Origin of the sequence: Streptomyces sp. NPDC006335 (genome assembly GCF_040612795.1) — a bacterium.
GTDB lineage: Bacteria > Actinomycetota > Actinomycetes > Streptomycetales > Streptomycetaceae > Streptomyces.
On sequence record NZ_JBEXQX010000003.1, the window covers coordinates 612189 to 625208 of the forward strand.

General features: G+C 73.3%; 16 protein-coding genes and 1 pseudogene. 8 read left to right on the forward strand and 9 right to left on the reverse strand.

What is annotated here, in order from left to right:
* Window positions 1–6: 6 nt before the first annotated feature.
* The 3 genes and pseudogenes from ABZ098_RS13475 to ABZ098_RS13485 form a co-directional block, all read right to left on the reverse strand.
* Window positions 7–177 carry a hydrophobic protein gene (locus ABZ098_RS13475; RefSeq protein WP_356590362.1) on the reverse strand — a complete coding sequence of 57 codons (171 nt, stop codon included), beginning with the start codon at window positions 175–177 and terminating at the stop codon, window positions 7–9.
* A 42-nt stretch (window positions 178–219) separates the two neighbouring features.
* Window positions 220–1065, reverse strand: coding sequence for a class I SAM-dependent methyltransferase (locus tag ABZ098_RS13480; RefSeq protein ID WP_356590542.1), 846 nt, complete (start codon window positions 1063–1065; stop codon window positions 220–222).
* Window positions 1066–1221: 156 nt separating this feature from the next.
* A pseudogene (locus ABZ098_RS13485) lies at window positions 1222–1607 on the reverse strand (phosphoesterase); the annotation flags it as partial.
* A gap of 188 nt (window positions 1608–1795) precedes the next feature.
* On the opposite strand from ABZ098_RS13485, the gene ABZ098_RS13490 reads away from it, so the two are divergent.
* Window positions 1796–3418, forward strand: a complete 1623-nt coding sequence (locus ABZ098_RS13490; RefSeq protein WP_356590364.1) for an ATP-binding cassette domain-containing protein — start codon at window positions 1796–1798, stop codon at window positions 3416–3418.
* A gap of 31 nt (window positions 3419–3449) precedes the next feature.
* Here the strand turns inward: ABZ098_RS13490 and ABZ098_RS13495 are convergent, their stop codons facing one another.
* A complete protein-coding gene (locus ABZ098_RS13495) occupies window positions 3450–4553 on the reverse strand; it encodes a Vms1/Ankzf1 family peptidyl-tRNA hydrolase (RefSeq protein ID WP_356590366.1) in 1104 nt (367 codons plus the stop codon).
* A 66-nt stretch (window positions 4554–4619) separates the two neighbouring features.
* On the opposite strand from ABZ098_RS13495, the gene ABZ098_RS13500 reads away from it, so the two are divergent.
* Complete coding sequence (locus ABZ098_RS13500; RefSeq protein WP_356590368.1) at window positions 4620–4901, forward strand: DUF6158 family protein; 282 nt, start codon at window positions 4620–4622, stop codon at window positions 4899–4901.
* 95 nt (window positions 4902–4996) lie between these two features.
* Here ABZ098_RS13500 and ABZ098_RS13505 read toward each other — a convergent pair whose 3' ends face one another.
* The 3 genes from ABZ098_RS13505 to ABZ098_RS13515 are packed head-to-tail and all read right to left on the reverse strand — an operon-like array spanning window position 4997 to window position 6404.
* Window positions 4997–5542, reverse strand: coding sequence for a type 1 glutamine amidotransferase domain-containing protein (locus ABZ098_RS13505; protein WP_356590369.1), 546 nt, complete (start codon window positions 5540–5542; stop codon window positions 4997–4999).
* 44 nt (window positions 5543–5586) lie between these two features.
* The gene (locus tag ABZ098_RS13510; RefSeq protein WP_356590371.1) at window positions 5587–6021 is read right to left on the reverse strand and encodes a CBS domain-containing protein; all 435 of its coding nucleotides are present in this window, start codon (window positions 6019–6021) and stop codon (window positions 5587–5589) included.
* Window positions 6018–6404, reverse strand: coding sequence for a DUF2795 domain-containing protein (locus ABZ098_RS13515; RefSeq protein ID WP_356590373.1), 387 nt, complete (start codon window positions 6402–6404; stop codon window positions 6018–6020). The genes ABZ098_RS13510 and ABZ098_RS13515 overlap by 4 nt, the downstream gene beginning before the upstream one ends.
* A gap of 123 nt (window positions 6405–6527) precedes the next feature.
* Here ABZ098_RS13515 and ABZ098_RS13520 point away from each other — a divergent pair, with 123 nt between their 5' ends.
* From ABZ098_RS13520 to ABZ098_RS13540, 5 genes are all read left to right on the forward strand, one after another.
* Window positions 6528–6707 carry a hypothetical protein gene (locus tag ABZ098_RS13520; RefSeq protein ID WP_356590375.1) on the forward strand — a complete coding sequence of 60 codons (180 nt, stop codon included), beginning with the start codon at window positions 6528–6530 and terminating at the stop codon, window positions 6705–6707.
* Between the two features lie 268 nt (window positions 6708–6975).
* Window positions 6976–7773, forward strand: a complete 798-nt coding sequence (locus ABZ098_RS13525) for an RNA polymerase sigma factor SigF (protein ID WP_356590377.1) — start codon at window positions 6976–6978, stop codon at window positions 7771–7773.
* Between the two features lie 215 nt (window positions 7774–7988).
* The gene (locus tag ABZ098_RS13530) at window positions 7989–8678 is read left to right on the forward strand and encodes a hypothetical protein (protein ID WP_356590379.1); all 690 of its coding nucleotides are present in this window, start codon (window positions 7989–7991) and stop codon (window positions 8676–8678) included.
* Window positions 8679–8834: 156 nt separating this feature from the next.
* Window positions 8835–10079, forward strand: coding sequence for an aminotransferase class I/II-fold pyridoxal phosphate-dependent enzyme (locus ABZ098_RS13535; RefSeq protein ID WP_356590381.1), 1245 nt, complete (start codon window positions 8835–8837; stop codon window positions 10077–10079).
* Entirely contained in the window at window positions 10076–11131 is a 1056-nt protein-coding gene (locus ABZ098_RS13540; RefSeq protein ID WP_356590383.1) for an MBL fold metallo-hydrolase, read from the forward strand. Before ABZ098_RS13535 ends, ABZ098_RS13540 begins: the two co-directional genes overlap by 4 nt.
* A gap of 13 nt (window positions 11132–11144) precedes the next feature.
* Here ABZ098_RS13540 and ABZ098_RS13545 read toward each other — a convergent pair whose 3' ends face one another.
* Entirely contained in the window at window positions 11145–11759 is a 615-nt protein-coding gene (locus tag ABZ098_RS13545) for a VTT domain-containing protein (protein WP_356590384.1), read from the reverse strand.
* Complete coding sequence (locus ABZ098_RS13550) at window positions 11756–12529, reverse strand: MBL fold metallo-hydrolase (protein ID WP_356590386.1); 774 nt, start codon at window positions 12527–12529, stop codon at window positions 11756–11758. Before ABZ098_RS13550 ends, ABZ098_RS13545 begins: the two co-directional genes overlap by 4 nt.
* An 83-nt stretch (window positions 12530–12612) precedes the next feature.
* On the opposite strand from ABZ098_RS13550, the gene ABZ098_RS13555 reads away from it, so the two are divergent.
* Complete coding sequence (locus ABZ098_RS13555) at window positions 12613–13014, forward strand: hypothetical protein (protein ID WP_356590388.1); 402 nt, start codon at window positions 12613–12615, stop codon at window positions 13012–13014.
* Window positions 13015–13020: the final 6 nt, after the last annotated feature.

Consider the following 13020-nt stretch of genomic DNA (forward strand, 5'->3'; position numbering starts at 1 on the left):
GGAAGGTCACCACCTGTACCAACGACCCCTGCCTCCGGCCGACGTCGTCCCGCGCACCAGGAATCCCAGCAGCCATAGCACCAGGACGGCCAGTGCGATCCACCAGAGAATCTTCACCGCGAATCCGGCGCCGAACAGAATCAGCACCAGAAGCAGTACCAGCAGAAGGGCAACCATGATGTGAACCTCCTGCTGTCCGGGTATCCCCGAAATGAAGATTCAGGCGCCTTTTCGGCACAGAATTTCTCCGTGCAGTACACAGAACCACCCGTCGTCCTGCCGGCCCCACTCCCGCCAGGCGTCCGAGACGGCCCGCAGTTGCTCCACGGTGGCGTGGCCGCCCTCGGTGGCCCGCTCCGCATAGGCGGAGGCCAGGGTGCGGTCCGCCCACAGCCCGCTCCACCACTGACGCTCCTCGGCGGTGGAGTACGTCCAGGTGCCGGAGCTCGCGGTGATGTCCGTGAGCCCCGCCCGCAGCGCCCAGGACTTCAGCCGTCGGCCCGCGTCCGGCTCCCCGCCGTTGGCGCGGGCCACCCGGCGGTACAGGTCCAGCCAGTCGTCCAGCCCCGCGGACGCGGGGTACCAGGTCATGGCCGCGTAGTCGGAGTCGCGGACCGCGATGAATCCGCCCGGCCTGGTGACCCGCCTCATCTCGCGCAGGGCCCGCACCGGGTCCCCGACGTGCTGGAGCACCTGGTGGGCGTGGACCACGCAGAAGGTGTCGTCCGGGAAGTCCAGCGCGTGCACGTCGGCGACGGCGAAGTCGACGTTCGTCAGACCTCGCTCGGCGGCTGTCGCGCGGGCCTGGTCCAGGATGCCGGGCGCGTGGTCGACGCCGGTGACCTGTCCGTCCGGGACCAGTGCGGCGAGGTCGGCGGTGATCGTGCCCGGCCCGCAGCCGATGTCCAGGATCTTCATGTGGGGCTTCAGTGAGCCGAGCAGGTAGGCCGCCGAGTTGGCGGCGGTGCGCCAGGTGTGCGACCGCAGCACGGACTCGTGGTGACCGTGCGTGTAGACGGCGGTCTCCCGTGGCTTCTCCTGCGGCTTCTCCCGCGATGTCGACATGACTGGGCTCCCCTTTTTCGACAGGTCCGTCGGTACGCGAAACCGTACGCCCGCATGTCGCATGGTGAGACCCCCGTATTGCCATGTGGACTGACGGGTGATCAGTTCCCGGGGGGGGCAGCGGGTCGTGCGCGGGGTGGCGGTCTGGGGGAGGGGCAGCGGGCCCGCGACGGCGGCGGCGAGCAGGCGCAGCGCGGGTCGGCGCAGTCGTGCACCACCCGCACGTCAAACCGGCCGTCCGCGAGGCCGGTGCGGCGGCCGGGGGTGAGCCCCATCCGGTGGTGGGGGCCGTTGCCGACGAAGAGCAGCCATACACGTCGGCCCGGCTGCGGAACTCGGCCTCCAGTGGACGCCGGTCGGCCCGCAGCACCCGCAGCGTCCCGAGCACCCCGACCGGCCGGCCACCGATCCGCTTCGACCAGCGCTTCCTCTCCCGCACCGGCTCCGGGCACACGCCCCCGTCTGCCCATTGACGAAGACACCTCCGCGCCGAGGTCGTAGGCGAAGTGGTTCAGGGTGCCGCCCGGCAGGACCGCGAGGGGTCGCCGCCGTGGTGCAGGGTGATCTCGGCGGCCGCGTCGACCGGGGGAACGTAAGTCGCCGCCGCACACGCCGAGCACCGTGGCGCGGGTCGCCCGCGCGGCGGAGTCGCAGATCGACGCGGCCCCGTGCCCTCCGGGGCGCGATATGCGTTTGCCCGGGTCCCGTTCTGCCACCGACAATGCGGCCCATGGGACATCTGGAAGCCGCACATCTCGAGTACTACCTCCCCGACGGGAGGGCGCTGCTCGGCGATGTGTCGTTCCGGGTGGGCGAAGGGGCCGTGGTGGCCCTCGTCGGGCCCAACGGCGCGGGGAAGACCACCTTGCTGCGGCTGATCTCCGGTGAGCTGAAACCGCACGGCGGGACGGTCACCGTGAGCGGCGGCCTGGGCGTGATGCGCCAGTTCGTGGGGTCCGTACGGGACGAGACGACCGTACGGGACCTGCTCGTGTCGGTCGCGCCGCCCAGGATCCGGGAGGCCGCGCAGGCCGTGGACAGGGCCGAGCACCTGATCATGACCGTGGACGACGAGGCGGCCCAGCTCAAGTACGCGCAAGCCCTGTCGGACTGGGCCGAGGCGCGCGGGTACGAGTTTGAGACGCTGTGGGACATGTGCACCATGGCCGCGCTCGGGGTGCCGTACGACAAGGCGCAGTTCCGGCAGGTGCGGACCCTGTCCGGCGGTGAGCAGAAGCGGCTCGTGCTGGAGGCGCTGCTGCGCGGCTCGGACGAGGTGCTGCTGCTCGACGAGCCGGACAACTACCTCGACGTGCCCGGCAAGCGCTGGCTGGAGGAGCGGCTGGGGGAGACCCGCAAGACCGTCCTGTTCGTCTCCCACGACCGGGAACTGCTGTCGCGGGCCGCCGAGAAGATCGTCTCCGTGGAACCCTCGCCCGCCGGTGCGGACGCCTGGGTGCACGGCGGCGGGTTCGCCACCTACCACGAGGCGCGGCGCGAACGCTTCGCCCGTTTCGAGGAGTTGCGCCGACGCTGGGACGAGAAGCACGCGCAGCTCAAGAAGCTGGTGCTCAACCTCCGCCAGGCGGCCAGCATCAGCCATGAGCTGTCCTCCCGCTACCAGGCGGCCCAGACCCGCCTGCGCAAGTTCGAGGAGGCCGGGCCGCCGCCCGAGCCGCCGCGCGAGCAGGACATCACCATGCGGCTCAAGGGCGGGCGCACCGGGGTAAGGGCCGTCACCTGTACGGGACTTGAACTGACCGGCCTGATGAAGCCCTTCGACCTGGAGGTCTACTACGGCGAACGGGTCGCCGTCCTCGGCTCCAACGGCTCCGGCAAGTCGCACTTCCTGCGGCTGCTCGCGGGGGACGCCGGCGTGGCGCACACGGGGCAGTGGAAGCTCGGGGCGAGGGTCGTGCCCGGCCACTTCGCGCAGACGCACGCCCACCCCGAGCTCTTCGGCCGCACCCTGCTCGACATCCTGTGGAAGGAGCACGCCCAGGACCGCGGTGCCGCGATGTCCCGGCTGCGCCGCTACGAACTGACGGGCCAGGCCGAGCAGAGCTTCGACCGGCTCTCCGGAGGCCAGCAGGCCCGCTTCCAGATCCTCCTGCTGGAGCTCCAGGGCGTCACCGCGCTGCTTCTGGACGAGCCCACGGACAACCTCGACCTGGAGTCCGCGGAGGCCCTCCAGGAGGGCCTGGAGGCCTTCGACGGCACGGTCCTCGCGGTCACCCACGACCGCTGGTTCGCGCGGTCCTTCGACCGGTACCTGGTCTTCGGGTCGGACGGCCGGGTGCGCGAGACGCCGGAGCCGGTGTGGGACGAACGACGCGTGGAAAGGGCCCGGTGACCGCCGGTCACCGGGCCCTACCCGAGCCTCTCTAGGCCCAGCGCAGCAGGGCGCCCAGGCCGCCCACCGGTACCTCCTCGGCCACCGGCGTCACCGACAGCGCCGGAGCGCCCGTCGCCACCGCCGACCTGATCAGCGCGTCGTCCGCGCGCGCCGACCAGGAGTTCTGCTCACCGAGGATCTTCAGATCCGTGCGGCGCACCGCGAGCTGGTCCGGGTCCTCCCCGACCCACACCTCGCGGTGCGCGTCGGGCCCGTCCGGACGGATCAGGAGTTCGTCGATACGGTGCTCCCGCGCGGCCTCGACCAGCGCGGGAACGCCCTCCACGGCGCCCGGACGGCCGTCGTCGCCCGGCGTGCGGGCCGCGAGGAACCGTTCCAGCTCCCGCTCCGCGCGCTGCCGTACGTGCTCGGCACGGGCCCGCTCCACGTCCTCGTCGAGCAGCCGGCTCCCGGCGCCGTGCTCGGCCTCCACGACCCGGCCGTGCAGCCGCTTCGGCAGCCGCTCGCGCACCGACCGCTTCTCCCGCTCCTCACCTACCAGGATCAGCAGGTCGGCACCGGTCTCCTCCTGGCAGACGGCGAGCGCGTCGGCGATCTCGGCCGCGTTGTGCTCCCAGGTGTTCTCCACCCGCAGCTGGAAGTGCCGCTCCGACCAGTCGGCGCTGCTCGTCCGGTGGACGGGCCACTGCCTGCCGGTGACCGACCCGGCGCCCTGCGTGCCGAGCGCCCCGCGCAGCTCGAAGTCGGCGCCCTTGCGGTCGACGTACGCCACCACGCACACCGGGTCCTCACCGGCCAGCTCCAGAAGCGGCGCGGTGTGCGGCAGCGGGGCCCAGCGCACCAGGCTGCCCTCGGGCGACCTGGTCAGGGGCGGGTCCAGGACCACCTCGCCGGCCCTGGCGAAGACGGCCCGGCCGTGCGGTTCGGACGAGTGCCGCAGTTCCTCCAGGGCCTCTCGCACGGCCACGCAGGTCTTCTCGTCGGCCCCCTGCGTGGACAGCTCGCGGGAGACCGCGACTGCCGCGAGATGCCGTTCGTGGGGGGTGTCCTCCGTATGTCGTGAGGTGTCGACGTACACGGAGGCCCACGGGCCCGGATGTTCGTAGAGTGGATGCAGGAAAGCGAGATCCATTGGTTCCCTCCCGGATGCCGCTCGGGGGCAGTGCGGTAATGCTCGCGGGGCGGGTACCCGAAGCACATGAACGAACACGACGAGCGGGACACCACCATGACCGGAGTCGACCCCAGCCAGTTGGACGACCAGCAGCTCATGAAAGAGCTGGAGACGATCCACCGCACCCGGCACGAGACGCTGCTCCACGGCTCGAACGACGCGCTCAGCACCCACAACGAGCGCATGGCCCGGCTCGAGGGCGAGTATCTGCGCCGCAACCCGCGCCGGACGGTGGCCGCGGGCCGGACACGCGAGGGCGCGCGGGAGCGCGGGCCGGGGGAGTCGGCCACCCCGGCGCTGGACTGACCGGGCGCACCGGGCCGACACACCGGAGGTGACCTGCCGATCACATGATCAGCAGGCCACCGGTGACGTGCCCGAAGGACGCGGGGGTCCGGCCGCTACGCCGCGGCCTCCTTCTCGAACACGTCCAGGAACGTCTCGCAGAACGCCTTGAGGTCGTCCGGCTTGCGGCTGGTGACCAGCTTGTTGTTCCCGTGGTCGCAGACCTTGACCTGCTCGTCCACCCAGGTCCCGCCCGCGTTGCGGATGTCCGTCTGCAGACTCGGCCAGGAGGTCAGCACCCGCCCCCGTACGACGTCCGCCTCGACCAGCGTCCAGGGCGCGTGGCAGATCGCGGCCACCGGGCGTCCCTGGGTGAAGAAGTCCCGTACGAACGCCACGGCCTTCTCGTCCATCCGCAGGAAGTCCGGGTTGGCCACCCCACCGGGCAGCACCAGAGCGCCGAAGGAGTCCGCGGACGTCTCACCCACGACCTCCTGCACGGGGAAGGTGTCCGCCTTGTCGAGGTGGTTGAACGCCTGGATCTTCCCGGACTTCGTCGACACGAGCACGGGCTCGTGCCCCGCGTCCACCGCCGCCTGCCACGGATCGGTGAGCTCGATCTGCTCGACGCCCTCGGGTGCGGTCAGAAACGCGATGCGCATGATGGTTCAACGTCCTTTCCTGGAAAGCTTTTCCTCACAAGTCCTCACAAGGGGGCCCTGTCGCCCGGATCCGCGCGGCTGATGTCGGCGAGCGCCGAGCCCGGGTCGCGGGCCTCCGCGATGTCGCCGAGGCTCACCATGCCCACGGGCAGGCCGTCCTCGACGACCGGCAGCCGCCGTACGGCGTGGGCCCGCATCAGCGCGGCCGCCTGCGTCACCGGGTCGCCCGGGGTGACCGTCAGCGGATCCGGCGTGCACACCGACCGGGCGCTCACCGTCGACGGGTCGGCGCCGTCGGCGACCGCCCGGACCGCGATGTCCCGGTCGGTGAGCATCCCCACCAGGTCCTGACCGTCGGTCACGACGACATCGCCGATGTCCTGCGCGCGCATCAGCCGCGCCGCCTCGACCAGCGAGGCGTCCGGGCGGACGGCCACCACACCGGGTGTCATCACGTCCTTGACGAACTCCGCCGTCACGCGGTGCCCTCCGTCCGGGTCAGCGCCCGCGCGAGTTCCTGGACATTGGCGTAGTTCTCCTTGCGCGGCAGTGCCTCCACCGCCTCGGCGAGGGGGTCGGGGGCGTTCTTGCGGCGCAGCACCCGCCCCAGCTCCACGGGGGTGGCGGGGAACGAGCTGCGGCCCAGGAGCCGGGCCAACTCCAGCCGGACGGTCTCCAGCGACGCCCCGTCGCTGCCGGGCGCCACGGGGCCGCCCCAGACCTGCGGATCGTCGTCGGCGGTGGGCTCCGGGTCGTTCCACTCCTCGGTCCGGGTGGGGTGCCCGGAGCGGAGCAGACCCTGGAGTTCGTGCTTCATCTCGTCGTCGCGGTGGCGGCTCAGCCGGTCGCTGCCTCGCTGCATGTCTCCCTCCAGATCTTCGGGGTCCGCACCGCGTACCCGAGCACCGGGGGCCGACACGGGGTTTGCCGGACAGAACTCGGGAGACCCGTTCCGAACCCCCCGCGCACCTCCCTTGGGAAGGACATGGCGATGGTCGTCCTCGCCGCGCTCATACCGATCCTCATGCTCGCCGCGGTGCTCGCGCTGGGCAGGTACGAGGAACTGATGCTGCCGGAGCCGAAGGACGACCGGCGCGAACCGGCCGCCCTCCCGACGGTCACTTCCTCTCCCGCCCCGGCAGGAACTCCCGCACCTTCGCCTTGAAGCCCCGCTTCACCCCACCTGGTGCTCATGGGCCGGCCTCCCGGACATGGACGGCACAGGCAGCCCTACGAGTCACCCTGGGGCCCTCCGGAAAACCCCGCCCGGTGTTTGCCCCGCGGGGCCGGGGGCAGGCGCACCCACAGTGCTTCGGACCGGAGGCACGTCCGTGGGAGCGGCGATCGGCCGCCGCGGCCGCGCCTGTCCGCACGAGGACGCGCTCCCCACGCCGATCGTTCACCAGAGCACGATCTAGGGAGTTGCGACGCACATGCCCACTCCAGTGAGCGCGAAGCACCACCCGCACGACGACGCCCCCGACACCGCCGAGGCCTTCCGCAGGCTCGCCGCACTGCCCCCGGGCCCCGAGCGCGACACCCTGCGCGGACAGCTCGTCGAGGCCTGGCTGCCCATGGCCGACCGGCTCGCCGGACGCTTCCGCAACCGCGGCGAGAGCCGTGACGACCTGCGCCAGGTGGCCGCCCTCGGCCTGGTCAAGGCCGTCGACCGCTACGACCCCGCGCGCGGCAACGCCTTCGAGAGCTACGCCGTCCCCACCATCACCGGTGAGATCAAGCGGCACTTCCGCGACCACATGTGGACTCTGCATGTGCCGCGCCGGGTCCAGGACCTGCGCAACCGCGTCCGCTTCGCCTCCCAGGACCTCGCCCAGACCATCCCGGGACGCGGGCCCACCGTCGCCGAGATCGCCGAGCACGCGAACATGAGCGAGGAGGACGTCCTGGTGGGCCTGGAGGCCCTGGAGAGCTTCACCGCCCTCTCCCTGGACGCCGAACTGCCTGGCAGCGAGGACGGCTACTCGCTCGCCGACGCCCTCGGCTCGGCCGACCCCGCCCTGGACACCGTCGTCGACCGCGAGTCCGTCAAGCCCCGGCTGGCCGCCCTCCCCGAGCGGGAGCGCGCCATCCTCTACATGCGCTTCTTCGGCGACATGACCCAGAGCCGGATCGCCGAGCAGCTCGGCATCTCCCAGATGCACGTGTCCCGGCTGATCAGCCGCTGCTGCGGGCGGATGCGCGAGCAGATCCTGCGCGACGCCGCCGACTGAGGGGGGGGGAGCGCTCCGCAGACGGGACGCCGTCGGCACGCCCGGCGTCACCCACTCGGCCCTCCCCGTCCCGCCAATGGCCTCCGGCCGCGCGCGGGGCGGGGAGGGCCGGGCTGTGATGGCCGTGGGTGCGACCGTCGTGCCCCCGGCCCGGTCGTCGAGACCCCGACGCCCGACGACGGGCCCCGCAGCCGTCGGCCGAAGGAGTCCACCCCATGCGCCGCACCGCCCGTCTCCGGGCCCTGACCGTCGTCCTCCCCGCGCTCGGCGTCGCCCTGGGCGCCACCGCGCCGAGCGCCTTCGCGGATCCGGCCGCAGAGGTCAGCCCGAGCAGTGTCCAGCCGGGCGGCAGCGTCACCGTGTCCGTCTCCTGCGACCCCGGCACCGGGACACCGCCCGCCACCCTCGACGCCACCTCGGACGCCTTCGAGTCGCAGACCGTACGGCTGCAATTGGTGCCCGGCAACGACGACACGGTCTCCGGCCCCGCTTACAGCGGCACCGCGCGCATCTCCGCCGACCCGGAGCTCCAGGACGGAGCCGGCGGTGTCGGCCCGGACTCGGCGTGGACCGTCGACGGCACCTGCCCGACCGCGGACCGCGCGCCGGGCAAGGCGTGGAGCGCCACTTTCACCGTCACCGGCGGCGCCTCCACCGGCACCAGCCACCGCCCGTGTCCCGAGCCGCGCACCGACGCGCGGACCGAGCCGCGTACCGAGTCCCGCCCCGAGCCGAGCGCCGAGAGCTGCGGCACGGCGGCCGTCCACAGGCCCGTCCGCGCCGGGCAGGGCGGCTCGTTCACCGACTCCGTGCCCGCCCTGGTCGCCGGTGGTCTGCTGATCGCGGGCGCCGCCGCGGGCGCTGTGTACCGGCTGCGCCGCAAGTCCCCCGCGACCGGCTTCTGAGATCGAAACCTCCGGTCCGTGTGAGAGGCGCAACCCGCGCGGCCGCCCATGGGCCGGGCGTGCCGTGGGTACTCGGAGCGCGAGGAGCGCGCCAGGCGCGAGCGAACGAGACGGCGGACCGGACGAGCCACCGGACAGCGCCTTACGGAGGTGACCATGCGGACCGACCCGGAGGGCCACGGCCCCGTCCGCTACGGCCCTCCACTGCCCGACGACGGGCTGCCCGTCCTTCCCGAACTCACCGCGGTGCTCGCCGCCGCGGCCGCCCGCCCCCGCGCCGAACCGGTCGGCGGCGGCACCCCGCTCCTGGAGGCCGCCTGCGGCTACGCGGCCCGGCGCGGCCTGCCCGCCGAACCCGACCACGTGGCCGCCGCTCCCGGCGCCCCCGCCCTCCTGCTCGCCCTGACCGCCGCGCTCGGCGGCGACGTCCTGGTGCCCCGGCCCTGTGCCGCCTGGTGGGCGCCGTACGCACGCCTGTTGGGCAGACCCGTCTTCCACGTGGCGACACCGGCCGAGTGCGGCGGTGTCCCGGACCCGTACGCCCTCCTGGAGACCGTGCGGCGGGTGCGCGCCGAGGGCGGTGACCCGAGGCTGCTGGTGCTGTCCGTCGCCGACGACCCCACCGCCACCGTCGCCCCGCCCGAGTTGCTGCACGAGACCGTCGAGGCCGCCGCGGCCGAGGGCCTGCACCTGGTCAGCGACGAGACCTGGCGCGACACCGTGCACGCCCCGCACGAGACGGTCTGGCTCAGCCCCGCCGAGATGCTGCCCGACCGGGTCACCGTCGTCACCGACCTGGCCGGCAGCCTGCTCCCGGCCGGCTGGCCGGCCGCCTTCGCCCGCTTTCCGGCGAACGGCGGCGGCGACGGCCTGCGCGCCCGCGTGCTGGACATCCTGACCGCCCTCGGCGCCCGTGCCGCCGCCCCCGTCGCCGCGGCCGCCGCCCACGCCCTCACCGAGCCCGACGCGGTCACCGCCCGCCGCACCGCCGTAGGACACCTCCACGCGCGCGTGGCCGCCGCCGCGCACTCCGCGGTCGTCGGCGCGGGTGCCCTGAGCCGGCCGCCACGGGCCGGCCGCCACCTCTACGTCGACCTCGGCCCCCTGCGGCCCGCGCTCGTCGCGCGGGGTGTCGCCGACGCCCAGGACCTGGAGGACCTCCTCACCGCCCGGCTCGGCATGCCCGCCCCCGGCGGCCACCGCTTCGGCGACGACCTCGGCGCGTTGCGCGTACGGCTGTCCACCGGCCCCCTGCTCGGCCGTTCCGACGAGGAACGCGCGGAATGCCTCACGTCACCCGCGCCGTTGGAACTGCCACACGTGCAACGCGCGTTGAACACCCTGGAGTCGGTCTTCGACGACCTCCGCGACGACGCTCAGCGATGGGAGCCTCCTCGATGACGCAGCAGTCCGAGTCGACCACCAGCACGCGGCTGGCCGACCAGCCCCCGGCCCCCTCCACCCTCGCGCCCGCGCCGCCGCCGCTCGCCGAGCCCCGCCCGCTGGGGGAGCGCAGAGCGTGGCCGAAGTCCTTCCACGACCGTCTGACCGCCCCGCTGCCCGGCCTGAAGGCCATGGCCCGCTTCGCCCGCGAGGGCGCCGTACGGCCAGGACCCGAGGGCCTCGCCGACATCCCGAAGCTGCCCTACGCCCCCGGCCCGCTCCCTGCCGTCGACGCCCGCACCGTCGCCGTCTCCTGGGCGGGACACGCCAGTTGGGTGGTGCGGATCGGCGGCCTGACGATCCTGACCGACCCGGTCTGGTCCCGCCGCATCCTCGGCACCCCGGCCCGCATCACCCCGGTCGGCATCGAGTGGGACGCGCTGCCGCGCGTCGACGCGGTCGTCATCAGCCACAACCACTACGACCACCTCGACGCCCCGACCCTGCGCCGCCTGCCGCGCGACACCCCGGTCTTCGTCCCGGCCGGTCTGGCCCGCTGGTTCCACCGCCGCCGTTTCACCGCCGTCACCGAGCTCGACTGGTGGGAGGCGGCCGAACTGGACGGCGTCCGCTTCGACTTCGTCCCCGCCCACCACTGGTCCAAGCGCTCCCTCACCGACACCTGCCGCACCCTGTGGGGCGGCTGGGTCCTCACCGACCGGGACGGGCAGCGCGTCTACTTCGCGGGCGACACGGGCTACGGCCACTGGTTCTCCCGCATCGGCCACCGCTACCCCGGCATCGACCTCGCCCTGCTGCCCATCGGCGCCTACGACCCCCGCTGGTGGCTCAGCGACGTGCACTGCGACCCGGAGGACGCGGTGCGAGCCGCCCAGGACCTGGGCGCCCGCCGCATGGCCCCCATGCACTGGGCGACGTTCGTGCTCTCGGCGGAGCCGGTGCTGGAACCGCTGACGAGGGTGCGCGAGGCCTGGGAGAAGGCCGGGCTGGCCCGCGAGGACCTGTGGGACCTGCCGGTCGGCGGCTCACGGGTGCTGGAGCGCCCGTAGGAGCGCATGCCGCTCAGGAGCGGACCCGCTTCCACACCGTCGGGGTCGCGCTGATCGCTATGGTCAGCGCGACCGCCGCCAGCACGCCCTCCCAGGGCTCCTTGAACAACGACCCGCCCAGAATCCCGATCAGCTGATACGTCACGGCCCAGGCCAGACAGGCCGGCAGATTCCCCCGCACGAACCGCCGCAACGGCCACTCGGCCATCAGACAGGCCAGCATCACCGGAATCCGCCCGGCCGGCACCAGCCGGGACAGCACGAGAACGGCCACCCCGTGGTCGGCCAGCTTCCCCTGCGCCTGGGAGAGCCGCTCCTCGGGCGCCCTCGACCGCAGCGCCTCCAGCCACCGCGACCCGTTCTTCGACTTCATCCCGCGCCGCCCCAGCCAGTACAGCGCGATGTCCCCGAGGAACGCGGCGACGGAGGCCGTGACGAACACGAACAGCAGGGACAGGGGCGCCGTCTGGTGAAACGCCACGACCGCCGCCGAACTCACCAACGCCCCCGTGGGTATCACGGGCACCAACGCCCCCAGGAACACCAGGAAAAACAGCGTCGGGTACCCGATCGCCTGTCCGGCGGCCCCGGGTGTCGCCCCCGTGGTGGCGGCCGCGAGCCACGTCACCGCGCGACCCCCAGCCGCACGCTCTCCCCGTGCTCCAGCCGGTGAACGTCCACCCCGGGCGCGAGCTGGGCCGCCAGCCGCACGAACTCCGCGCCCGGTGCGTGGAATTCGTGCGGCCGTACCGCGTCCATCCCGATCGGCCAGTACGTCCCGTAGTGCACCGGCACCGCACTGCGCGGCCCCAGCCGGTCCAGCGCCTGGGCCGCGCGCCCCGCGTCCAGGTGCCCCTCCCCGAGATACGGCCCCCAGCCGCCGACCGGCAGCAGGGCCACGTCGACCTGCCCGACCTCCTTGGCCATGTCGTCGAACAGCCCGGTGTCCCCGGCGAAGTACGTCCGCGCCGAGCCCTCGACGACGTAGCCGAGCGCGGGGGAGCGGTGCGGTCCGAGCGGCAGCCGCCGCCCGTCGTGCCACGCGGGCACCGCGCGTATCAGCAGGTCGCCGACGCGCCGCTCGTCGCCGGGCACCACCTCCTCCACCCGCAGATGGGTGAGCCGGCGCAGCCCCGGCACCTGGCGTGGTGCGCCCCGGGGCACGAGCAGGCGCGTGCCCGGCTCCAGCCGCGCCAGCGAGGGAACGTGCAGATGATCGGCGTGCAGATGGGAGACGAGTACGACGTCCGCGCGCCGGGCCTGAGGCGGGGGCACCGCACCGCGGCGCCGGCGCAGATGCGCGAGCCGGCGCGCGAACAGAGGGTCGGTGAGCACACGTACGTCCGAATCCGTGACCGTGCAGGTGGCGTGGCCCCACCAGGTGATCTCCACCGGCACCTCTTTGCCTCCTTCGCGCGACTCCCCGAAGCCTACGGGCTGGAGTATGGTCGGCGGCGAAACCCGGAGGTGAGGGGGACACCATGGGAGCGGTCCGAGTCACGGCGATCGCGAGTCTGACGCCGCTCGAGGAACTGGACGCCGATCCCTTCCTGGTGGACTCCCGCAGCCAGCACGCGATGTGCGCGCGCTGGGCCGCGGAGCGGGGGTACACCGTGCGGCGGGAACTGCTCGTGCGGGGCCTGCGCGCCGACCACTGCGTGCTGTGGGACGGGGTGCGGGCGGGCCGGGACCTGTTCGTGGCACCCAGCCGCCGGGTCCTGGAGAGCGCCCTGTCCTCCGTGGACGAGTTCACCGCCGAATGCGCCCGCCGCGGGGTCCGGGTCGAGACGGTGGGCTTCGCGGAGCCCCTCTACGACGCCCAGATGAAAGCCAGGGTGCACCGCAGGCTGTCGATGCCGACGGCGGGATACGACGGCCGCTGACCACCC

Coding starts and splice junctions, on each gene's coding strand:
- ABZ098_RS13525 (WP_356590377.1), top strand. CDS start 6,976: ATGCCCACTCCAGTGAGCGCGAAGCACCACCCGCACGACGACGCCCCC.
- ABZ098_RS13515 (WP_356590373.1), bottom strand. CDS start 6,404: ATGCAGCGAGGCAGCGACCGGCTGAGCCGCCACCGCGACGACGAGATG.
- ABZ098_RS13500 (WP_356590368.1), top strand. CDS start 4,620: ATGAACGAACACGACGAGCGGGACACCACCATGACCGGAGTCGACCCC.
- ABZ098_RS13535 (WP_356590381.1), top strand. CDS start 8,835: ATGCGGACCGACCCGGAGGGCCACGGCCCCGTCCGCTACGGCCCTCCA.
- ABZ098_RS13480 (WP_356590542.1), bottom strand. CDS start 1,065: ATGTCGACATCGCGGGAGAAGCCGCAGGAGAAGCCACGGGAGACCGCC.
- ABZ098_RS13505 (WP_356590369.1), bottom strand. CDS start 5,542: ATGCGCATCGCGTTTCTGACCGCACCCGAGGGCGTCGAGCAGATCGAG.
- ABZ098_RS13520 (WP_356590375.1), top strand. CDS start 6,528: ATGGCGATGGTCGTCCTCGCCGCGCTCATACCGATCCTCATGCTCGCC.
- ABZ098_RS13490 (WP_356590364.1), top strand. CDS start 1,796: ATGGGACATCTGGAAGCCGCACATCTCGAGTACTACCTCCCCGACGGG.
- ABZ098_RS13540 (WP_356590383.1), top strand. CDS start 10,076: ATGACGCAGCAGTCCGAGTCGACCACCAGCACGCGGCTGGCCGACCAG.
- ABZ098_RS13495 (WP_356590366.1), bottom strand. CDS start 4,553: ATGGATCTCGCTTTCCTGCATCCACTCTACGAACATCCGGGCCCGTGG.
- ABZ098_RS13555 (WP_356590388.1), top strand. CDS start 12,613: ATGGGAGCGGTCCGAGTCACGGCGATCGCGAGTCTGACGCCGCTCGAG.
- ABZ098_RS13530 (WP_356590379.1), top strand. CDS start 7,989: ATGCGCCGCACCGCCCGTCTCCGGGCCCTGACCGTCGTCCTCCCCGCG.
- ABZ098_RS13475 (WP_356590362.1), bottom strand. CDS start 177: ATGGTTGCCCTTCTGCTGGTACTGCTTCTGGTGCTGATTCTGTTCGGC.